This is a genomic window from Arthrobacter sp. BI5 (assembly GCF_056680065.1).
On record NZ_CM155264.1, the window covers coordinates 2,521,424 to 2,543,207 of the forward strand.

Here is a 21,784-nt window from a genome sequence, read left to right on the forward strand (position 1 = left end):
AAACCTCTAGATTATCTATAGGTCGTGACAAACTAGACGCGCGGGAGCTCTTTCATCAGGCGCTCCACAAGCAGGGTGTGCTCGACACGCTGAACAGCCAAGGCGGCAGCAACAACGTTGCGAATGTCTTCAATCTCAGATTCGTGCAGCTGCCTGCGACTCTGTCTTTCGGAATCGGCCTTCGCTAGTGCTCGCGACAGTCTCTCGTATCTGAACTTTGCTCGACCCTCAATCCGAACCAAATAGTCATGAGAACCTACAGCCCTTCGCTGGCCCTCTTGCATTCCCCGAGTGAGAACCGACGAGTTCTTGATGAGACGCATCCTGATGTCCAAGAGGACAATAAGCACGACGGCACCGGAAGCCACCGCGGCGATTGTGACTCCGATCAACCATCCCATCATCGCCGAAGCAAAACAAACTACAGCGAGTAGAAAATAAAAACCCAGCGCTGCGGCACTTAAACGGTTTTTTAGGAGAGCGGCCATCACAGCTGTAGATTTCTTACGTTCTCCCAAGACTTTCATCCTTCATCCTTCACTTGAACGGTTAGCGTTCGAATTTTTGGTACATCTAACTGAAAGAATGGCACTGATCTCGACGATTCCAGGCGTGACAGCACGCGCATCAATCGTCGGTGATATTTTCCAGTGGTTGTCACCCAAGGCCGCTCTGCGGCGCGAACTATCATGAAGTGCTTGCGCCACGAAAGCAGGAAAGCCGAGAAAGGCCAGCCCACTCCACTCGTTGACGGAATCTCCCGCACGACGGGTCGTGACACATAGCGTTCATTGAACGGAAGGGTGTTCAGCGTCGTCATTCCCCCGAATACATCCCATTCCCAGCTTACAACAGCCCACGAAACCAAACTCACGCCTCTTCCTAGGTGGGTCCTAGTTGCCAATGGCCGGGCATACCCTTCCCTGTAACGCGGGTTAGCGCTTCGAGTCATCGCCGGTGTAGTTCAGATCTTCTCCGAAGAAGTTCCTGTGGGCATCCAGGATGTGTCCCCGAAAGCGCCCGCGGGACGGGGGCTGGTGACCTTCTTGAAGTCTCTGAGGAACGAATTCGATCTTGCCCAATGCATCGAAGCCCCCGATTGAGGGATCGACCCCGTACGTTTGAGCGAACGGCGTGTAGTGCCTGAGGAAGTGCTTTACATCGCGCGTGTTCTGGACAAACCGTACGAAATTGCTATCCGGCGTCGTTCCGTAAAGAAAGCGCAGATCGAGCCGATCGCGGTGCACTCTCTCTGCCTCCTCGTATCCTCCCAAATCCGGAAATACGACGCTGCGGAACTTTTCTACTACGGAACCGTGATAATCCCCTACGCGGGTTTGTGGTGAGAAACAGACGGCAACCGAACCATCGATCTTTCGAGAAATCGCCAGTGAGGCGTATCCTCCCCCGCTCGAACCCGTCAGTAAAATCCTCTCGTACCCTGCGGCCGCTGCAACTTCTTGGATCAGGCAGGCGACGTCCGAGCTGAAATCCTGCTCTGCGTTCCCTACGTACCAAGCTAACGCCATAGCGCCGTTAAGGTTCAGGGTTGAGTCGGCAACGAAGAGTTGGGCGGCGTCGAAAGGGGCAAGCGAATTCCTCCATTCAAACCGGGGCAGCTGATATTTCGACCGTTGCAGCGAGCCGTGGAAAGTCACGATCAGCGTCTTCGATGGCTTGGGGACATACAAGGCGGTAATGTCCAAGGGTCCGCCGGAAGTAGGCGCAACGACGAACTCGTAGGCCTCAGATGCTTGATGGTCGATTTCACGCGCCGATTCGTACCGACGAATTTCGACCCCATTTCGCTCGTCCCAACCGTTGGCGGGCGGACTCGATGGCACGGTCACGGTTTTTCTCCTAATTCGAGGTGAGTGAGTTTGAGCCGGCTGGCCTGAGGGAAGGATCGTGTCTGTCGCTGTCGACTATTCCCCATTCGTCAGCCTCTTCTCCGGTTGACGGCCGAACTTGGCGAGATTGCAGTATGACTCTTGCAATCGTAGGATCCTTCGCGTTCCAGCGAACCCGGGCGCGAAACACAGCCATCGCGTTTCGCTCGACAGTTCCTACGTCGTACTTATGTTCATCGGTCTCGGCCCTGTACGGTGGTTCACCGGCCCAGACGCTCACCTGGCCCGCGACATGGTTGCCAAAAAGCTCCCGATTGTATTGGAACGCTGTCGGATCGTAGACGTTGACGGTCTTAGAGCTAACCATGTCGGTGACCTCCACGCGGTGAAGAAGTCCGGCAGCGAAGGCGTCCAAGATATCAGTCGAAAATGACTTGTCGATGGCTTCTGCATGGAGAAGGCTGGGGAAGTGCATGAGGCCGATCTTCAAACCCTGTTCCCGGGCCGAATCCAAATGATCCAGCATGAGTCGGGATGCGTCTGACTCATCACCGAAGTCTCCTACGATCAGGATATCCAGTTCCAGCCTTTGTTGAGCGTCCGGAAGAAAACGTAGGGGCGCGGGAAATGCACGCTGCGTGTGAGGGAAAGGCAGGTGGCCCCTGTGCCGTCCCGAGCGGATCTCCCTGTGCCAATTTTCGTAAGCATCCCGGTAAGCCACCCTGTCCGGTGAGCGGTAACCCAACCGGAAGTCGTCGATGGAGAGATTTGAGTTACTGACCAAGGAAAGGGTCAGTGGCGCCTCACTCACTTCCAAGGGCTCGTCAGCCTGTACGAGCGCCCGGTAGCGGAGGATGAACTCGGTATCAGCGGCCTTGCGAACCGAGTCCCAGTGGCCCAGGCGTTCCCTGATGGTGTCGATATGGAACATCGTTGAGACGTGCGACGGGGTAATAAATGCTCCCCTCCATCCCCGGTAGTGGAAGAACAAGTCTTCATCCACCCGGGTCCAGGGTGCGGAGACTAACCTCCGGTGGGCCTGCTGCTCGGCTGCGCGGACCAGTAATTCGATCTTCTGCGGATGCTGCCAATCGTCCCCATCGAAAATCGTCAGAAACTCGCCCGACGCCATCGTATAGCCTAAATTGCGCGACGTGTAAGCGCCGGAGTTCTCCGCGTTCAGCACCACCTTGATGCGCTTGTCCGCGTCGGCCCAATTGTTTAGCCGTTCAGCGGCGTCACCGCCGGAACCGTCGTCAACGATGATGATTTCAAGGTTCCGGTAACTCTGGTTGATGGCTGACCGGATGGCAAGGTCAGTGAATTCGTCCGGCCGATAAACCGGCATGACCACCGTGACAAGCGGCCCGGCTGTGACCGGTTTCGTTCCCTCAGCCTCAAGTCGCAGGAAACCAGCTTCGGATCCCGTTCCCAGCGCCAGCCGCGCGAGCCCGGCGTTCTCGTAGACCGCGTTGATCTCACTGAGCCAAGCCGCCACGCTTACAGAATCGTCTTTGAAGGGATTAGCGGCGTTTGCGCGGAAAAGGTGCAGATCGTTGGCGTTGGCCGAGCTCGTATCGTATAGAGACTGCAGTCGAATTACCTCGGCACCCTGGCCGGTTTGCGCGAGGGCATCAAGGAAGAACTCACCCCGACGCTTCTTCAGGAAGGGTTCCGAGCCTAAAGCTTGAAAGACAAGGGTGTATAGCGTCGAAGCATTGAGAATGTCGTCTTTGAGGATGTTCTGCCTGAAGCACAGATCCGCCAAGTGAAGCAGCGCCGAGGGACGAGCTGAGTTCAGGACACCCTCAACTCGTTCGCGCGGAATTCCTCCGATCCTGTACATCTCCAGGCCTGCAGCCATATCCGACCAGCTCCAACTGCCGGAGGTGGCTGAGCTGACCAAAATATCGCGGCCGTCCACGGATCGGAGTTTCGTCAGCCGCTGAACGAGCATGGGCTTAGACATAGTGGACTGTCTGCCCCACGACGCGAGCGCACCAGGTCGCTGCTGCGTCAGCAGACCGCGCACCTGTACGGCTGATCCGCCCGCCCGCTGGGCCGCCCTCAGTCGACGGTCCAGGCGCACGGCCGTATAAAGCGCGCTCACGACGAAGACCGCCAGGAGCAATCCGAGCAGCCAAAGATTCCGTGCATAGGCCGCAGCAACCACCATCGCCAAAAGGAAAACAAAGCCAACGGCTGCCAACTTCTTTTTCGGCGAGAGTCGGGCATACCTGCGGAGGGATTGGAGAAAGTTCATTTTGACCTAAATTTGCGGACCGGTAGCGGAGCTAAACTGTGCTGGACGGTCGCTGGGACTCCGGCGAAATGGCTGCGCAGGCCCTCCAGCCTTGCTCCCGCCGCAGTGCCCTGGCCGGGACCAATCTGCGGCGGCGGCCGGAAGCCGTCCCACTGCTCTGCAACACTCTGAAGGAAAGTGCTGTCTTCCGGATTCCAGGTATGGCCGCCGTGCGAATCCGCGCCGGAGTGGCGGTGCATCATGTAGTTCTGACCGTGCGAGCGGTAGATGAGTCCGCCAGCGGCCTGGACAGCTTGGAGGAGGCATCGGTCAACGGCGCGGTGCACCGGCCTCCATCCGCCAAGTTGGCGAAGCTCGTCCCGGCCCAGCATCATGGTGCCGCCGGCCACGTGGTCCGAGTACTGCTCGCCGAGCGGAGGCCTGCGGGTGGTGATATCCAGACTTTCCAGATACACGAACTCAACCTGCGAACCCACCAGGGTGGCGCCGCTGTAGTCCTTCGCGTGAACGAGGTCGCGCAGGTGGTGCGGGCCGTACCAGTCGTCGTCGTCCATCTTGCAGACCAGATCGCCGCTGGCGGCGTTGACGCCGGCATTAAGGACCTCGCCAAAAATCATGTCGGCCGGGACGGAGCGCACCAACAGCTCGCCCGGGTACGTCTGGACGGCACGCCGGACCTCCGGATGTTCCGCGTCGAAGCCGTGCAGCACCACCACCACCTCCACGGATTTCCAGCTCTGGCCTGCCAGCTGTTCCAGGGCGGACGCCAGCTTCTCGGGCCGGCGGGTAGCAAGCACCACACTCACGGAGGGCAACGGGAGTAGTGGTTTGCCCAGCTCGCCCAGTACGGTGTTCCAGACGGCCTTCGGGCTGTAAAGATCCAATGCTGTGCGCCGAAGCCCGATCGACTTTGATTCCCTCACTACCGGCGGGTCGGCGGCGTCGAAAGCGTCAAGGTGTTTCAGGAGCTGATCACCCAGCAGGGTCCGGACCGGGGCAGCCAAATGCCGCGCCAGAAGGGGTACTCCGGCGACAGCCAGCTGGCTCAGACGCCGGGCCAGCTCACCGTCCAGGCCGCCGAAGCGGGAGCCGTCCACCACAAGGTAGTCGTGCGGCCGCAGGGCGGCGAGGTCCGATTCGTGCAGGACTCCCCCGGCCAGCTCGAACGGCTCGAGCGGCCGCGCAGGCTTTTCCGGGTACGGCAGGAAACCCATCGGGGAAACAACTGCGGTGTCAACGGGCGGCAGCACCGTCTCCGTCGGAGTCCAGACCGGCGGAGTTACCCGCCCAGGGTGGGCCGGGATGTGCTTGCCCAGCTGCTGCGTGAGCTTGCTGTCCCCCACCAGTACGTCTACAGGATAGATGTCATCCGGCTCGGGCTGCAGCAGCGCCTCGGTCATAAAACTGCCCAGCGTGTCCCCGGCCAGCCAGGCGAGCTCAGCAGGCTCCGTGAAGCCCACGCGCAGTCCCCCCAGCACAGGCGGACGGTTGTCAGGCGACGCGCAGCGCAGTGCCGCGAGGGCGGCGGCATGGACATTCACCCATTTGCCCCCTTCGACTACAACCGCGAGGCCGAGCCCCGGCACGGTCAGCCCGGCGGTGCCAGCCTTGGCTTGGAGGCTGCGCGGAGTCCAGGCCGGCACTTCGTCCGCCGGGAATAGTCCACGGATGACCAGCACAAAGCGATGCGCCCGCCCCTCACTGCGGAATAACGGCAGCAGGCCCCGGGCCTCGGCCAGCGATTCCGCCTGCACAACATAGCTGTCCCACCACAACTGTTCCGCCGGAACGCCGTGCTCCCAGTCGGTAGCTGCCGCGGGATCGCGGTGCTCCCAGTCCGTGCGGGCATAGTCCAAACCCAGGTCCACCGCCAGCTTCGCCATGGGGTAGGCCGCACAGCCCACCGCCACGCTCTTGATCTGCATGCTGTTAGCTCCCGGCCCGGCCGGTGCGGGCCTTGAGCCGGACCAGGATGTACGCAGGACCCTTGCGGGCAATCGCCCGGGCCCGTGAAAGCCCGCGGTTCGGCGCCAAACCCTGCTCCAAGCGGCGGCGCTCCACCTCCGACTTCCTCAGCTTTCCCTCCAGCAGCCGGATCCGCTCCTCGTAATCCTGCCGGGTGGAGCTGTCCGACAGGTCCCTCACCACGATGTTGAGGTCCAGGCTTGCCGCGGCTCCCTTGCGCAAATGCAGTTTGGGTTTGGGCCGCCGGAAGTCGTGCAGGCCAAGTGCATTGCCGGATACCCAACGCTCGCCACCGGCTTTGCGCGCGGCCTTCTCCGGGTCACCTTGCTTCGACAGCCTCCGGAGGGTGCCCGTCTCCCAAAATTCGATCGCACCGGGCTGACCATCCACCAGCGCGCGAAGGACCAGAGCCTCCGACTGCCTCAGGCTCTCAATCAATGCCTCGAGCGAATGCAGGCCCAAGGCCGTTCCGGCGCCGAGCACCAAGGTGAAGCCGGCCTCGACAAGATCCGTCCGGTTAGTGCCGACGAAGGAAAAACGCCGGTCGGTGGCGAGCCATTGCTCCAACTGGGGCCGGGTGCCGGCCTCCGCAAGGATGTCGACGGCGAAATCCTGGCTGGCGGAGCCTAAAAGCGATGCGACGGTCCCCGCAATCTCCAGGTCCGACGCCTTTGAGGCCCGGACCAGGATTCGTACAAGGGGCGTTTCGCGTCGCGGGGTGTGCAGTGCTTTAAGGGGAAAACCAGTCTGGCGCAGTTGTTCTTCAATCGGCGCTGAAACGCTCTGGACTCCCCTATCCACCGACGCCGGCTCCCACGGGAAGGTGCTGGAGGCTCGCTTCCGCAACGTCAGGCTGGTTCCAGATGCCTTTGGTATCGATGATCTGCTTGCCTTCCAGGGACGCCGGGTCAACGGTCAGGAAGTCATCGTGGTCCACCAGGAGCATGACGAGGTCTGCGGCGGCTATCGCTTCGTTCTGGCCGTGAAGCCGGGAGAGGCCGGACCCTGCCAGCGCAGCGGGCAGTTCCTCGACGTTGGGGTCGACAACCAGGATGGTGCTCGCCGGCAACTGCTTCACGAGTTCCTGCACAATCGTCACCGACGGCGACTCGCGGACGTCGTCGATATTGGCTTTGAAGGCCAGGCCCAGGACCGCGACGGTGGCGCCCGGTTTATCGGCGAGTGCTTCCACTGCATGCCGGACCACGTGGTACGGCTTGGAATCATTGACCTCCCGGGCGGTCCGGATCAAGCCGGAATGCTCAGGGACGGCGTCCACAATGAACCATGGGTCCACGGCAATACAGTGCCCGCCGACGCCGGGACCGGGCCGCAGCACGTTGACGCGCGGGTGGTGGTTCGCCATTTCGATCAGCTTCCACACGTCGATGCCCAGCTTGTCGCAGATGATTGACAGTTCATTTGCGAAGGCGATGTTGACGTCACGGAAAGTGTTTTCCACCAGCTTCGTCATTTCGGCGGTTGTGGCATCCGTCAGCAGGATTTGGCCCTGACAGATGACTTCGTAGAGCCGCTTGGCCAGCTGCGCGCCTTCCTCCGTGAGGCCGCCAATGACGCGGTCGTTCGTGACGATCTCAATCATGATGCGTCCGGGCAGCACACGTTCCGGGGAGTGCACGACGTGCACCTGGCCGTGGCCGCCGGTGGCGTCAAGGGACAGGTCCGGGCGGAGCTCCATGAGGTAGGCACCCAGGCGCTCCGTGGTCCCCGGAGGGGAGGTCGATTCCAGGACCACCAGCTCGCCGCCCCGCAGCTTCGGTGCCAGCGCCTCAACGGCGCTGCGGAGGTAGGAAAGGTCAGCGCCTTTGCCCTCGGCCAGCGGGGTGGGCACGGCGATGATGTACGCATCTGCGGCCGGCACCGTGGTCATGGCCACCAGGTACCCCAGGTTGACCGCGCCGGAGACCACCACAGCCATGTCGGGCTCGACGAAGGGCACTTCGCCGCGGTTGACGGCGTCAACGGTCGCCTGCTTCACGTCGATGCCGGCCACGTGCTTGCCCTTGGCGGCAAAACTGGCCGCCGTGGGCAGGCCGATGTAGCCGAGTCCGATGACCGCAACATCAAAAATCGTCTCGTCCATGTTTCCCCTAAACAGAAATGTGGTCTTCGGGCGAACCGAAGAATTGAATCTTTGAAGAAGCCAGGAGCTCTTCATTGGTAATGGGCCAGGTGTGCGACGACACGTCAGCGCTGCGCATCTGGCAGTAATTGAACCGGTCCGCCGAATAGATGCGTCCGCCCGCCTCGATCACGTCGCTGAGGAAGCGCGAATCTTCTCCGCGTTGCAGCGGTTCGAACGGAAAACGTCGGAACGTGTCCGTGGCGGCGAAAATCGTGGGACCGGAGACTGCTTCGACGTACCGGTGCTCCAGCTGCGGATTGCGCAGGATGGTCGCCCGGGCGCCGGCAAGGTGCATGTAGTGCGCCCGCTTACCCACCACCTCGGCTTCGGAGTACATCAAGGCGTGGACCTGGTCGCCCAGGTAGAGCGGGCTGTAGACGTCGTCGTCGTCCCATTTGGTGGCGAACCTGCCGTCCGCGCGCGCCACCAGGGCATTGAGGCACTCACCGAGCGTCGTCTGCTGCGGTTCCTGGAGGACGACGACGTCGGCAAGCCCGGCTGCCAGGCACTGCCGCCGGAACGCGTCGTCGTCCAACTGGAAACCATGGGCGAGGTAGACCAGCTGGACATCGACGCCCTGCTGGGCGGCCACGCCACGAAGGACATGGTCCAGCTGCTGCGGCCGGAAACTCGATACCAGGACGGAAACCTGGGGCCGGGATGCCGGGGCTGCCGACGCTGGCAGTGCAGCCTCCGCGATGGCCTGCACCCGATGGCTGTATGTGTGCTCGGCCCAGATCCTGCGCTGGGCCTTGTGGACGAGACGCTGTGCATAGTCCGGGTTGCCGGTGAGGGCTTTCAGCAGGTGGGTGGCGGCCTCGCGGGTCTCCGCCGTGGGAATCTCTCCCTCCGGGAAAAACTCTGTGATGGCCACGCTGGGAGTTGACACTACGCACGTCCCGGCCGCCGTGATCTCAAAAATCCTCCGGGCGCACATCGATGGCGAGTCCGTCACGGAGTTCACGTTAAGGAACACCTTGTACGCCTTGTAGGCGGTGAGCATCTGTTTATAGGACAGCGACCCCACCACATGCTTCTTGAGAATTCCGGGGAACTGGTACTGCGGCTCCCCGCCCAGCTGCCGCGAAAAGATCTCGAACCCCGGACGCTTACCCACCGTCGCGTCCACGGCCGCCCCTAACAGATAGTCCATCTGCCGCCGGCGGTCCTCGTACTTGTGGGCGAAATACATCCCGGCGAAGGCGATCTCCCGGGCGTGCCAACCGTGCCGGGGCCTCGCCGGGTTGTGAATCCGCGGCTGTGCTGCGAAGGGGAGCACGGATACCCTGCTGTGGCCCAGGTCCGAGCGGTAGCGCGGTAGCATGTTCGCGTCGGTGGTGAAGACGTGGTCGAACAGTCTGGCGGCGGGGAGGAAGTCCTCGTAATGCGGCGGATCCTCCTTGTTCCAGAAAACCGCCGGCAGTCCGGCCGCCCGGCAGCCTGCGATCAGTTCCCGGAAAGCGGCCGATGGGCCCGCGGGACCAGCAATTTTGCCCCGCCACAGCCCGGCATTCCCGGCCCAAGCGGACTCGACAACGACGAAGTCTAGCGCCTCTTCACGGAGCTGGAACTCCCAGCTGTCGGGCCTGAGCGCGACGACGGTCCACTCGGCGGCGAACGCCGCCGCGGAAAAGTCATCCATGATGATGCCGACGCGCAACTGGGGGTTGCGAGGTTGCCCAACACCGATAGACGCTTCCCTAAAGAGAAGGCGGCGGCCACGTCCTAGCCCGCGCCACGCGCCCTCCGCGCCGCGGACGCCAGCCAGGCTGGCCTCGTCGCGTTCGGTCCCGCTGCGGTGGAGGTAGCTCCTCATTTGGGTCATCCCGCCGTGGCGGGCATGCCAAACCGCGCGCCGCCAGTAGGCCGTTTTGTCTCGAAATCCCATGGCTTACCGGGACCGCTTCCAGCCGTTTGGGAGGAGCGTGGTCCGCATTTCCGGCAAACTCGCCATCAATTCGGCACGGATCTGCCGGCCGTAATCGGCATTTCCCTCGTTCATCCGCCAGATGAAGTTCCTATATTCCTTGGCCACTTCTTCGGGTGTTCCATCCATAATGAAATCGCCCTTGTCGATCCAGATGGCACGGTTGCACATGTCGGTAATCGTCCCAAGGCTGTGGCTGACCACAAACACGGTCCCGGCTTGGTTGGTCACCTGCTCCATCCGCTTTTTAGAGCGGTCCTTGAATTGCGCATCTCCGGTGTTGAGCGCTTCGTCAACGAGAAGGATTTCAGGATCCACGGCCGCGGCAATCGCGAAGCGGAGGCGCGCGCCCATGCCCGAGGAATAGGAGTTCATCGGGTGGTAAATCTCATGCTCCAGACCGGACATCTCTACGATGTCATCGAACTTGGCATCGACCTCCGCGTGACTCATGCCCATTGCCAGGCAGCCGAGCCGGATGTTCTGCGCGCCCGAAATGGAGCTGATCAGGGCTGCATTGACTCCGAGCAGGATGGGGGTGCTCGAGGCGTAGACGCTGCCCTCGTCCGGAATGATCAGGCCGGCCAGCACCTTCATGAGGGTGCTCTTGCCGGAGCCGTTGCGGCCAATAATGCCGATGGAATCGCCCTGGCCGGCCACGAAGGAGACCTTATTCAGCGCAGTCGTCCGTACCTCCGCGTCGGCCCGCCCGGCTCCCCGCAGGGCTGCCAGCGCCGAGGTGCGGGCATTTGTCCGGCCCCCAGACTGGTTCTTAGTTCGGTAAACCACTGAGATGTCGTCCACCACCACGGTGGGATCCGTCAACGGTCCCCCAGAAATTTCAGAAATCTCAGACACGTCCGTACCGTTCCTCTCCACGCCAGAATATGAGGAGCCCTGCCGCCACCGAGGCAAGCGCCCAAAGAGACAGCACAACCCAACTGCGCCAAGACGGCGTGGTGTCATAAAGGACAGAATCGCGAATGATTTTGATGACTTGGTAGACCGGGTTAACGTCCATGATGGTGCGCAGCACTGGATGATTGTCGAAGCGGTCCTCCGAGAAAAAGACGGCTGAGGCGTACATCCAGAGGCGAATCACGAACGAGAGCAGCATCCCAAGGTCCGGAATTTTTAAGATCAGTGGAGCAAGCAACATGCCAATCCCCAGGTTAAAGAGAAACTGCAGCAAAATTGCCGGCACGATTAGGAACCACCGCCAGGAAATCACCTCGGCTGGGGCCGTGAAGATGATGAAAAGGAGCATGACGATGGTCACGGGGATGTTGGACAAGAGTTCCCGCACATTGAGGGAGATCGGCAGTGCGGCCCGGGGGAACTTGAAGGCCCGGATCATCGAGGTGTTGCTGGTCAGCGATTTCGCCCCGCCCATTACGGACCGAGTGGTCATCTGGAACGTAAACGTCCCGATCAGCAGGTAGCCAATGAAATTATCGATGCCCTTGCTGGTGCCTAAGAGCAAACCAAAGATCAAATAAAAGCTCAGACCATTGAGCAGCGGAGTCAGCACCATCCACGCCACGCCTAGGTTGGTCTTGTCGTGACCGCTCTGAATCCGGGCCCGGGCGTCGAAGTAGATGAAGCTCCGCCGGTCCCAAAGCTGCACCAGGTAGTCGAGCAGGTCGGGGCGCTGGCCCACCTTACTCAGCCGGGCGAGGTTGACTGGTACAGAGACGGTGGGAGCCTCGGCCTGTTCCTTGATGCTCATCAGATGGTCACTCCCAGCTTTCCCAGCTCTGCTGCCAAGGCCGCCACGTTGGCAGCCCATGTTCTTTCCCGCAATACCCGGGACCGGCCTGCCGCCCCCATTTGCTCCGCAAGCTCAGGGTTCGACAGCAATTCTCTAATCGCTTCAGACAACGCCACCGGATCATCAGCTGTGGCCAGGCGTCCGGTCACCCCATCCTCGACGATTTCCGCCAGGGCCGGCAGCTTGCTCGCCACCACCGGGCGGCGGCAGGCAAGTGCTTCCACTGGCTTGAGTGGCGTCACGGACCGCGTTACTTCAAGATCCTTGCGTGGCACCACAAAAATGTCCAAAGCCTGGTGATAGCGCACCGCCTGCTCGCGCGGTACCCGCCCGGTGAAGATTATCCGGTCGGCATAGCCTGACTGGCGGGCTTGAACCTCCAGTGCGGGGCGGGAGACGCCGTCGCCCACAATCAGCAGCTTCAAGTCCGGCAGGCGCGGGGCGAGGAGGACAAATGCCTCGATAAGGTCATCGAGGCCTTCATAGGCTACCAAACTGCTCACGGTCCCGATGTACTGTCCAGCTTCGTTGAGCCCAAGCTCACGGCGTGCGGTGGCGGGGTCCAATGGTTCCTCAAGAAAATCGCCACCCACGGCGTTCGGGGCAATGAGGACTTTGCTTTCCGGAATGCCGGCGGCGACAATGTTGGCCTTCATGGCACCTCCCAACGTCACCACCAGGTCAGCGTCCCGCATGACCTCAGCCTCACGTTTCTGGAACAGCCGGTAGCGTTCGCTTTCCTTGGCTGCCAGTCCGCGCGTCGACGCCCAGGTGTCGGCCAGTTGCCCCCGCACCTCATACACCCACGGAATACCCACGGCCTGGGCCACTGCACGGACCACCAAGGCGTTCACGTAGTGCGTGGTGGTGTGCAACACGCTGGGCCGGAACTCCAGTACGACGCCCAGCAGTTCCGCGGCCTGTTGCTGCAGCCGTGCATCCACCGTTGCCGCCAGCTTTCCCGGAAGGAGCCGCCGGTAGCGGACGCCGTCCACCTCATCGAGCGGCTTGGCGAAGAGCTTGCCCACTTGGACGGGGTAGCCCAACCTGGTCACCGCCTGGACGTCCCAGCCGGCAGCCTGCTGAGCGGCGAGGATGGAGTGGGAGCGCTGCGCATAGCCGCTTGAGGTGTGCGGCAGCGAGTTGGTGAGCAGATGCAGCACGCGGCCCGGGACGCCGCTGTAGTCCACGCGGTCCAGTACCGGTGCCGCGCCGGTGAGGACGCTCAGCTCGGCTGCCAGCCGGGCCCGCTGGCCACGGCGTGCGCTACCGTCTCCCGCCAAGACCGCGACAGCGGCGCTGACGGCGCCGTCGTACCAGAATCGGCGGGCGTAGGCACTGTTCAGACCCGATGCGCCTTCCGCACGGCCGAGGAAATCATCGGCCAGGGCAGGCAGCTGGGCGGCGAGTGCCACCTCGGCGAGGCGCCGGGCGGGCTCCCCTGTGGCAGCGGGGGCCAGCAGGAGCCGTCGCTCAACCTCGGCATCGTCTCCTTTTACCAGCGAGGCGAGCAGGACGGGAATTGCAGCCGAGTCCCCGGGGGCGAGGCGCGTCACTGCCGCCGCGAGGGGCCCCACCAGGCGGGCTGGAAGCCGCCGGCTGAGCTGCATCAGAAGCAAGAACGGATCGTCGCTCAGGTGGGCGCCAGCCACGCCCGCGGCAAGCCGGATATTGCGGAAGAGCTGGGTCATCGGGAAGAGACCGGCTCCCGGTTCAGCAGCTTCGCGATCAGCCCCATGTACTGCTCCGCAAGCAGGGAGTACTCTGCGTGCTCCTTGACCCACTGGCGGCTGGTTTCGTCCCGCACCAGCCGCGAGCGGTCCGCTGCCAGCTCGCGCCACAGCTCGGCCACGGCGTCCGGCCCGCTGACCACAATGTCGCCCGCCTGGGCATCATTGATGATGCGGGCGGCTTCGCCAATCACGATAGCCGTGACGTGGCGGCCCAGGGACAAGACCTCGTAGGTTTTGGACGGAACGGTCGTTTCGAACGACTTCCAGTCGTCTCGTAGCGAGACGATGCAGGTGTCCGCCGAAGCATAACGCTCCAGCACAGCAGGTCCGTGCAGGGACGGGTGAAAGGTCACCGGGGCGTTAAGCTCACGCGCCAGCTTCTGCAGCGCCGGCTTTCGGGTGCCGTCGCCCACCAAGTGCAGATGCATGGCGTCCCCCACCAGCGCACTGGCACGGATCACGACCTCCAACCGCTGGCTGGCACCGTGGTTGCCAAGGTAAAGCGCCTCGAAGGTATCGCGCTCCGGTTCCGGCGGTCTCAAGACCGGAATCGTGTCCACGTGCAGGCCGTTGCTGACCGTTGCGACGTTCTTTATCCCGCGCGAACGCAGCGTCTGGGCAAATCCTTCGGTGACGGTGACTACCAGGTCTGCGCGGTGCTGGATGAAATCGACGGCGATCTCTACGACGCTCTTGACGCGCCCCTTCACCATGCGCGAGTCACGGGCAAGGTCCGGCCAGGCGTCCCGCATTTCCACGATCAACGGAACGCGGCGGAGACGGGCCAGCAGGTACCCGGCGGCAAGGATGGGCAGGCTCGGCGCAGTGGCGATCACGACGTCGGGCCGGGGCGTGAAGAGCCCGACCGGCACCGACATGGCGGCTGAGAAACAGTGATCGATGAAACGGGCCAGCTGTGAATTACCGTGCGGCAGGTACGGGACCCGGCGGATCAGCTCGGTGAACTGTCCTTTTTGCAGCCGGAAAGCCTGGCCCGCCTGCTCAACGGGCAGTTCTCGACGGCCGGACGGCGCGTGGGCCACGGGCGTAATCACGTTGACGTCCCAGCCAGTGGCACAGAATTCCTTGAGCAGCGCTGTCCAGCGGCGCTGGGGCGGGCTGCTCTCGGGCCAATAGGAGTGCACCAGCAGGCTGACCTTTACGGGCCGGCTGTTTGCCTCCGGAGATGTGGAAACAGTTGGGCGGACTCCGCTGGCCACGCTAGCGACCGCCCTTGGAGGTCACGCGGCCTTTGGCGCCCAGAATGCGGAAGTAGGCGAAGCCTGCCGCCAGCAGCACCATGACGGTAGCCAGTTGCACAGCGAACGGGCTGCCGGTTGCCGCCGTCACTGCCGCCTGGATTACCGGGGAGGACTGGATCACCGGGTCTTCCTTGGCCGGCTGCGGCGCAGGAGTTTTAGTTGGTGCAGCAGACGCCGGCGCGGCCGAGGCCTTAGCCGAGGGAGTCGCCGTCGGCGTGCTTTCTTCGACGGTCGGCGCGGGCTCAACTGCTGGAACAACCGGAGCCTCCGGAACGGGCACCTGGACCGCCGGTACCGGCGGCAGGACGACGGGTGCTGCCGGGGCTGGGCTGGCGGGCGGAAGTACCGGCACCGCCGGGGCGGGCGCCTGCGTAGACGGCGCAGGCGCTGGTGCCGGGACGGGATCGGCCGGGGTGGGGTCGGCCGGAGCGGGAGCAGGAGCCGGCTCAACCGGCGCCGGAGCGGGATCGGAAGGCGCCGGTTCCACAATGACGAACGGACCGGTACTGGGGATGACATCTTCGGCCTGGGCGGGGGCCACACCAAGGCTAAGGGCGAGGGCGGCGGCTGCGCCGAGCGCCGCCGTCGTGGTCCTGAGGGCGGTCCGGCGACCACCGCAGCGTGATGAGTTCAATGTTCCCCCAAGCAAAATCCTGTTCGGTACGTCGTAAGGTTCTTCGTCGCACTTTACGTCGGGGCCGCAATATTGAGACGGCGCCGAGAGCATCCTACCGGTTCACAGACACTTCATCGAATATTGCCACGGTTTTATGAGCCGGAACCAATTGACGCGACGAGCTTTGCGAGGGTGTCGCTGCGCAGTGCCTCGGCAACTTTGGAGATGGCGGCATCGTCCCGCAAGACGATGGATTGTCCGTCCGCAGAGGTTCCGATTCCCGAGGTCGGCAGGGTAAAGCTGACCACATCTGCAGCCCGGACATCGCGCAGCCCCACCGCCAGTGAGGCCACCGCTGCCGCGTCCAGGGACTTGTCCACGCTGACGTACGGCGAGACGGTGTCCACCAGGCTGCTGATCCTGACCGGGTTGGTCAGTGTTTCCGCCGTGAGGAACTTGGACATGAGGGCCTTCAGAAATAGTTGCTGATTCTGAACCCGCTGGTAGTCGCCGTCGGTGAATGCTTTGCGCTCACGGACAAAGGCGAGGGCTTCTTCGCCACTGAGCTGCTGCTTGCCGGCTTCGAAGGAGAAGCCCTGGGTGTTGAAAGCCTGCGGGACGTTGACTGTAACGCCGCCCAAGGCGTCGGTCATCGCCTTGAAGCCTTCAAAATCCACGACGGCGACGTGGTCGATCCGGCTCTTGAACATCCCTTCCAGCGTGTGGACCACCAGCGGGATGCCGCCCAGTGCCATGGCGGCATTCATCTTGGCCTCGCCATGGCCGGGAATTTGCACCCAGGTGTCGCGCATCACGGACATCATGTAGATGTTCTTGCGGTCCGCGGGGATGTGGACCCACATCATGGTGTCGGAACGCTGGTCCGAGGCGCCGCCGGCCTCCGCCTCACCCAGCGCCGCGGCGCGGCTGTCACTTCCGAGCAACAACAGGTTCATGGCGCCGGTTTTCGTTTCGGCCGGTCGTGCAGATTCCTCGGGGAACGACTGTTCGATCTTTTGGGATTTGGAGTTGAAGCTGTTCGCCAGGTTGAACGCGAAAATCCCTGCACCGACGGCGATGACAAGAAAGAAAGCCGCGACGCCGAGGAGGACGTTGCGTGCAGTCTTCTTCCTTTTCGTCCGGGACCGCTGGGCGTCCTCGTACGGAGCCTGGTCTGCGGTGTCAACGGGCATCAGTGAGTCCCCACTCTTGAAACGATTTTTGGTAACGCTGGACAGAAACAGCTCGGCTTATTGTGCCACGGACAGCTTGCTGGTTCCGGCTCGAAGCGGTCACCTGCGCCGGGATAGGCTTGAACTATGCCTCAGCCCCCTTTCCCGGCGTCCGCACGTCCGCTCCGCTTTCTGGCCGCCGCGGCGGCAGCCGGGCTGGTGCTCACTGCCTGCTCCCCCGTCGTCGACGTCGCCCCGGCCAAGGACGCGGCGAACGCCGCCTGCGCGCCCATGATGCTGGCGCTGCCGGACAGCGTTGGCGAGGCAAAGCTCCGCAAGACCAACAGCCAGGGAACGGCGGCGTGGGGCGATCCCTCCCTAGTGGTTCTCCGCTGCGGCGTCAACGTTCCTGGCCCCACCACGGACCGCTGCGTGAGCGTCAACGACGTCGACTGGGTGATCAAAGAGGGCAACCCCGTCTGGACGTTGACCACTTTCGGGCGTGAGCCCGCCACGGAGATCCTGATGGACCCTAACAAGATCAGCTCGGCAACGGTGCTGGCGGAGCTCGCGTCCCCTGTCTCGAAGATCAAGGCGGTCCGGAACTGCGTGGGTCAGGAGGACCTGCAGAACCTGCCCGCCGGCAAGTAGGCCGGCAGGCAGGTACCTCAACCCGGCTTCTAGCGCAGGCCGGTCTTGCGGTGCAGGGCGAGGTGGATGAGCTCGTCGATCAGCTCCGCGTAGCCCAGCCCGGAGGCTTTCCACATCTGCGGGTACATGCTCTTCGGCGTGAACCCGGGCATGGTGTTGATCTCGTTGATGATCAGCTCACCCTCCGGCGTGTAGAAGAAGTCCACGCGGCTGAGTCCCTCGGCGCCGACGGCATCGAAGGCGACCGCTGCCAGTTCCCGGACCCGGGCGATGGCTTCATCGGGGAGGTCGGCGGGGCAGCTGAGCGCCGCGGCGTCGTCGACGTATTTGGCGTTGAAGTCATAGAAGTCATGCCCGCCGCCGGCAACCGAGATCTCGCCGGGCATGGACGTCCGCGGGGCATCGGTCCCCCGGCCTTCCAGCACGGCGCATTCGATCTCGCGTCCGACGATGCCGGCTTCGATCACGAGCTTGGGGTCGTGTTCCCGGGCCGCCTCGATCGCGGCGTCGAGGTCCTCGAGCGAGTCCACCTTGGAGATGCCCATCGAGGAACCGGCGCGCGCCGGCTTGACGAAAACCGGGAAGCCGAGCTGGTCCACGCGCTTGCGCACCAGTTCCGGATCGGTGAGCCACTGCCGGTCCGTCACCGCGATGTACGGTCCCACGCGCAGCCCGGCGGACTCGAAGACCACCTTCATGAAGTGCTTGTCCATGCCGACGGCCGACGCCAGGACACCGGCGCCGACGTAGCGGGTGTCGGAAAGTTCCAGCAGGCCCTGGATGGTGCCGTCCTCGCCGAACGGGCCGTGCAGCAGCGGGAAAACTACGTCCACGGAGCCCAGCTCCTGCGGCACCTGGTTGGGCGCGGCAACGATCAGCTGGTGTTCCCCGCCGATCTCGGCCAGTGTGACCGTCTGGTCCGACGGCGCCACTTCCGGCAGCGCGGCAGCGGACAGCGACCACTGCGCGGTGTCCCCGGATGCCAGCACCCACTGGCCGGTCTTGGCGATCCCGATCGGGATCACCTCATACTTGGCCTGGTCGATCGCGCCGAGGACCCCGGCCGCCGTGACGCAGCTGACCGCATGTTCGCTGGAGCGGCCGCCGAACAGCACCGCCACCCGGGGCCTGGTCCGGCCGGACGGCGTTTCTGTAGTCAAATTCTTTTCCGACACTCTTAGTAATCGCCTTCGGATTTCAGGTCCCGGGACAGCAGCAGCGGTCCCAGTTCGTCTACGGACAGTTTTCCGGCCAGCACGGCGACGACGGCGGCGGTGATGGGCATCTCAACGCCCAGCTTGCCGGCCAGTTCATGCACGGCCTGCGCTGACTTGATGCCCTCGGCGGTCTGCGTCATCTCCGCGGTGACCTGCTCCAGGCTCAGCCCGGTTCCCAGCAGCCGTCCGGCAGTGTGGTTCCGCGAGAGCGCTGAGGAACAGGTGGCGACGAGGTCGCCCAGGCCCGCAAGCCCTGCCATGGTGCGGGCTTCGCCGCCCAGGGCCAGCGTCAGCCGGGAAGTCTCGGCGAGTCCGCGGGTGATCACGGAGGCCTTGGTGTTGTCGCCCATTTGCTTGCCTTCGCAGATCCCGACGGCGAGGGCAATGATGTTCTTGACGATGCCGCCGATTTCGACGCCGACCACGTCCGACGTCGTGTACGGCCGGAAGTAGGGGGCCGTGCAGCTGCGGGCCATCCAGCCCGCCGCCGCAGAGTCAGCGCACGCGACGACGGACGCCGTTGGCTCTTCACGGGCGATCTCCATGGCCAGGTTGGGACCGGAAACCACGGCCACCCGCTCTGCCGGGATGGCGAGCTCCTCGCAGATCACTTCGCTCATCCGGGCGTCGGAGTGCAGTTCCAGGCCCTTCATCAGCGAGACGACGAGGGCGTCCGGACCAATCAGGTCCTTCCACTCGCGCAGCTGCGGGCGGAGGGTCTGAGCAGGGACGGCCAGAACCACGAGGTCCGCGCCGCGGAGGACCTCGGCGACGTCGGTGGAGGCGGTGATGCTGGCGGGCAGCGGTATGCCCTTGAGGTACTGCTCGTTGCGGTGCTCGGTGTTGATCTGCTCCACGACGGCGGCGCGACGGCCCCACAGCCGGATGGTGCGCTCAACGCCGGACGCGGTGGCGGCATCGGCGAGGATCTTCGCGAACGTGGTCCCCCATGATCCGGCGCCAAGGACGGCGACACGGGCGGCCGCGTCCGTCGCGTCCAGGGCGGGGAGCTCCACGGTCACTTCGCACCGTCCGCGGCGCTGCCGCTGTCCGGTGCTGCTGATCCGCCGGGCTTCCCGCCGCGCTCGATGAAGCGGCCGTGCGTGGACTGGTTGTGCGCCGAAGGGTCCCAACGGACCAGCGGAGGCTGTCCGCCGCGCAGGGTGGCCAGCAGCTCGGTGATGGCGTCCATGATCACGTTCGTCGCCTCGGTCAGCGTCGCCTTGTCCAGCGGGCGTCCGGCGAAGGCACTCAGGTCCACCGGGTCGCCCACCAGCACACGGGAAGTCTTCCGGGGGAAAACATGGAAACGTTTGGCGTAACGCGGGAAAACTTCGTGCGCGCCCCAGTGGGCCATCGGGACCACGGGGATCCCGCTTTCCAGCGCCATCCGGGCGGCCCCGGTGTGGCCCCGCATCGGCCACAGCTCCGGATCACGCGTCAGCGTGCCCTCCGGGTAGATGATGATGGCGCCGCCTTCGTCCACGACTTCCTTGGCGACCTGCAGCGAACGGTTGGCCCCCGCCGTCGAGCGTTCCACCGGCACCTGCTTGGTGTTGCGCAGCACCGAACCCAGCACCGGAACCTTGAACAGGCTGCCCTTGGCAAGGAAGTGCGGCATCCGCTTCTGGTTGTAGAGCATGTGCCCGATCACCAGCGGATCGATCTCGGTGCAGTGGTTGGGCGCGGCAATGAAGCCGCCGGCGGGAAGCTTCTCCAGCCCCTCCCACTTCTTGTTCATCAGCAGGTTCATGACGGGCCGGACGATCCCGGCCACGATGACAAAGGTGATGTGGCTCTTGGCCGTTTCTTTCACGAAGTCCCCGCTACCGGGTCGAGGTGATGTCGAAATCGGCGCCCAGGCCGGCGAGCTTTTCGGTGAAGCGCTCGTAGCCGCGGTTGATGATGTCGATGCCGGTGACGCGGGAGGTGCCGGTGGCAGCGAGCGCCGCGATGAGGTGGCTGAAGCCGCCGCGCAGGTCCGGCACGTCAATATCGGCGCCCTTGAGCTGCGTGGGTCCGGAGATAACGGCGGAGTGCAGGAAGTTCCGCTGGCCGAAGCGGCACGGGACGCTGCCGAGGCATTCGCGGTGGACCTGGATATTTGCGCCCATCCGGATCAGGGCGTCCGTGAACCCGAAGCGGTTTTCATACACGGTCTCATGCACGATCGAGACGCCCTCGGCCTGGGTCAGGGCCACCACCAGCGGCTGCTGCCAGTCGGTCATGAAGCCGGGGTGCACGTCGGTTTCCAGGACCAGCGGGTTGAGCTTTCCGCCCGGGTGGTAGAAGCGGATGCCGTCCTCGCCGATGTCCATGCCGCCGCCCACCTTGCGGTAGGTGTTCAGGAACGTCATCATGTCCCGCTGCGTAGCGCCTTCGACGAAGATGTCGCCGCGGGTCACGAGGGCGGCGGAGGCCCAGGACGCGGATTCGTTGCGGTCGGACAGGGCCCGGTGGTTGTAGCCGCCCAGGTCCTGCACTCCCTCGATCCGGATGGTGCGGTCCGTCTGGACGCTGATGATGGCGCCCATCTTCTGCAGCACGGCAATGAGGTCCACGATTTCCGGTTCGGTGGCCGCGCCGGAGAGTTCGGTGATGCCTTCAGCGCGGGTGGCGCTCAGCAGGACCTGCTCGGTGGCCCCGACTGACGGGTAGGGCAGGGCGATTTTGGCACCCTTGAGGCCGTTGGGCGCGGAGATGTGGATGCCGCCCGGGCGCTTCTCCACGACGGCGCCGAACTGGCGCAGCACGTTGAGGTGGTAGTCAATGGGGCGGTCGCCGATTTTGCAGCCGCCGAGGTCCGGGATGAAGGCCTCGCCAATGGCGTGGATCAGGGGTCCGCAGAGCAGGATCGGAATGCGGGAGTCGCCGGCGTGCGCGTCGATGGCCGTGTGCGAGGCCGTCTTGGCGTTGGTGGGATCCAGCGTGAGGTCCCCGGTGACCGGGTCCTTGTCCACCGTGACGCCGTGGAGCTGGAGCAGGCTGGTGACAACCTCAACGTCCTTGATCTCAGGGACGTTGCGCAGCACGGACGGCTCATTGCCCAGCAGGGCGGCAACCATCGCCTTGGGGACAAGATTCTTGGCCCCACGCACGACGACGCGGCCGGTCAGCGGGACGCCTCCGCGGATTGTCAGAACACTACTCATTTACCAGTTTCCTCACGACTACTCGCCCCCAAATCCTTACAAAGGCTCCAGCTAAGCAT

The 21,784-nt window shown here is 63.6% G+C and carries 18 protein-coding genes; 1 reads left to right on the forward strand and 17 read right to left on the reverse strand.

The window, feature by feature from the left end; translation table 11 throughout:
- Nucleotides 1-32: 32 nt before the first annotated feature.
- From AC1MED_RS11580 to AC1MED_RS11640, 13 genes are all read right to left on the reverse strand, one after another.
- Nucleotides 33-527, reverse strand: coding sequence for a hypothetical protein (locus AC1MED_RS11580; protein ID WP_479783407.1), 495 nt, complete (start codon nt 525-527; stop codon nt 33-35).
- A gap of 408 nt (nt 528-935) precedes the next feature.
- A complete protein-coding gene (locus tag AC1MED_RS11585) occupies nt 936-1,850 on the reverse strand; it encodes a hypothetical protein (RefSeq protein ID WP_479783408.1) in 915 nt (304 codons plus the stop codon).
- Between the two features lie 10 nt (nt 1,851-1,860).
- Nucleotides 1,861-4,113 carry a glycosyltransferase family 2 protein gene (locus tag AC1MED_RS11590; protein ID WP_479783409.1) on the reverse strand — a complete coding sequence of 751 codons (2,253 nt, stop codon included), beginning with the start codon at nt 4,111-4,113 and terminating at the stop codon, nt 1,861-1,863.
- Nucleotides 4,110-6,038: a glycosyltransferase family 2 protein gene (locus tag AC1MED_RS11595; RefSeq protein ID WP_479783410.1), complete on the reverse strand. Its 1,929-nt coding sequence runs from the start codon at nt 6,036-6,038 to the stop codon at nt 4,110-4,112. The genes AC1MED_RS11590 and AC1MED_RS11595 overlap by 4 nt, the downstream gene beginning before the upstream one ends.
- A gap of 4 nt (nt 6,039-6,042) precedes the next feature.
- Nucleotides 6,043-6,879 carry a hypothetical protein gene (locus AC1MED_RS11600; protein ID WP_479783411.1) on the reverse strand — a complete coding sequence of 279 codons (837 nt, stop codon included), beginning with the start codon at nt 6,877-6,879 and terminating at the stop codon, nt 6,043-6,045.
- Nucleotides 6,872-8,182, reverse strand: coding sequence for a UDP-N-acetyl-D-mannosamine dehydrogenase (wecC, locus tag AC1MED_RS11605; protein WP_479783412.1), 1,311 nt, complete (start codon nt 8,180-8,182; stop codon nt 6,872-6,874). Before wecC ends, AC1MED_RS11600 begins: the two co-directional genes overlap by 8 nt.
- 7 nt (nt 8,183-8,189) lie before the next feature.
- Nucleotides 8,190-9,866 (reverse strand): glycosyltransferase family protein, encoded by a 1,677-nt coding sequence (locus AC1MED_RS11610; RefSeq protein WP_479783413.1) that lies wholly within the window; start codon nt 9,864-9,866, stop codon nt 8,190-8,192.
- Nucleotides 9,867-10,115: 249 nt separating this feature from the next.
- The gene (locus AC1MED_RS11615; RefSeq protein ID WP_479783414.1) at nt 10,116-11,009 is read right to left on the reverse strand and encodes an ABC transporter ATP-binding protein; all 894 of its coding nucleotides are present in this window, start codon (nt 11,007-11,009) and stop codon (nt 10,116-10,118) included.
- Nucleotides 11,002-11,880 carry an ABC transporter permease gene (locus tag AC1MED_RS11620; RefSeq protein ID WP_479783415.1) on the reverse strand — a complete coding sequence of 293 codons (879 nt, stop codon included), beginning with the start codon at nt 11,878-11,880 and terminating at the stop codon, nt 11,002-11,004. Before AC1MED_RS11620 ends, AC1MED_RS11615 begins: the two co-directional genes overlap by 8 nt.
- Nucleotides 11,880-13,613 (reverse strand): glycosyltransferase family 4 protein, encoded by a 1,734-nt coding sequence (locus AC1MED_RS11625; protein ID WP_479783416.1) that lies wholly within the window; start codon nt 13,611-13,613, stop codon nt 11,880-11,882. Before AC1MED_RS11625 ends, AC1MED_RS11620 begins: the two co-directional genes overlap by 1 nt.
- On the reverse strand, nt 13,610-14,875 hold the full coding sequence (locus AC1MED_RS11630; protein ID WP_479783417.1) for a glycosyltransferase family 4 protein: 1,266 nt from the start codon (nt 14,873-14,875) through the stop codon (nt 13,610-13,612). The genes AC1MED_RS11625 and AC1MED_RS11630 overlap by 4 nt, the downstream gene beginning before the upstream one ends.
- Nucleotide 14,876: 1 nt before the next feature.
- The gene (locus tag AC1MED_RS11635) at nt 14,877-15,551 is read right to left on the reverse strand and encodes a hypothetical protein (protein ID WP_479783418.1); all 675 of its coding nucleotides are present in this window, start codon (nt 15,549-15,551) and stop codon (nt 14,877-14,879) included.
- 134 nt (nt 15,552-15,685) lie between these two features.
- Nucleotides 15,686-16,726: an LCP family protein gene (locus AC1MED_RS11640; protein WP_479783419.1), complete on the reverse strand. Its 1,041-nt coding sequence runs from the start codon at nt 16,724-16,726 to the stop codon at nt 15,686-15,688.
- A gap of 126 nt (nt 16,727-16,852) precedes the next feature.
- On the opposite strand from AC1MED_RS11640, the gene AC1MED_RS11645 reads away from it, so the two are divergent.
- A complete protein-coding gene (locus AC1MED_RS11645) occupies nt 16,853-17,356 on the forward strand; it encodes a DUF3515 family protein (protein WP_479783420.1) in 504 nt (167 codons plus the stop codon).
- Between the two features lie 29 nt (nt 17,357-17,385).
- Here AC1MED_RS11645 and AC1MED_RS11650 read toward each other — a convergent pair whose 3' ends face one another.
- The 4 genes from AC1MED_RS11650 to murA are packed head-to-tail and all read right to left on the reverse strand — an operon-like array spanning nt 17,386 to nt 21,725.
- The gene (locus AC1MED_RS11650) at nt 17,386-18,531 is read right to left on the reverse strand and encodes a D-alanine--D-alanine ligase family protein (protein ID WP_479783421.1); all 1,146 of its coding nucleotides are present in this window, start codon (nt 18,529-18,531) and stop codon (nt 17,386-17,388) included.
- A 2-nt stretch (nt 18,532-18,533) separates the two neighbouring features.
- Complete coding sequence (locus tag AC1MED_RS11655; RefSeq protein WP_479783422.1) at nt 18,534-19,595, reverse strand: NAD(P)H-dependent glycerol-3-phosphate dehydrogenase; 1,062 nt, start codon at nt 19,593-19,595, stop codon at nt 18,534-18,536.
- Complete coding sequence (locus AC1MED_RS11660) at nt 19,592-20,389, reverse strand: lysophospholipid acyltransferase family protein (protein WP_479783423.1); 798 nt, start codon at nt 20,387-20,389, stop codon at nt 19,592-19,594. Before AC1MED_RS11660 ends, AC1MED_RS11655 begins: the two co-directional genes overlap by 4 nt.
- A gap of 10 nt (nt 20,390-20,399) precedes the next feature.
- Entirely contained in the window at nt 20,400-21,725 is a 1,326-nt protein-coding gene (gene murA / locus AC1MED_RS11665; RefSeq protein ID WP_346960019.1) for a UDP-N-acetylglucosamine 1-carboxyvinyltransferase, read from the reverse strand.
- Nucleotides 21,726-21,784 lie beyond the last annotated feature (59 nt).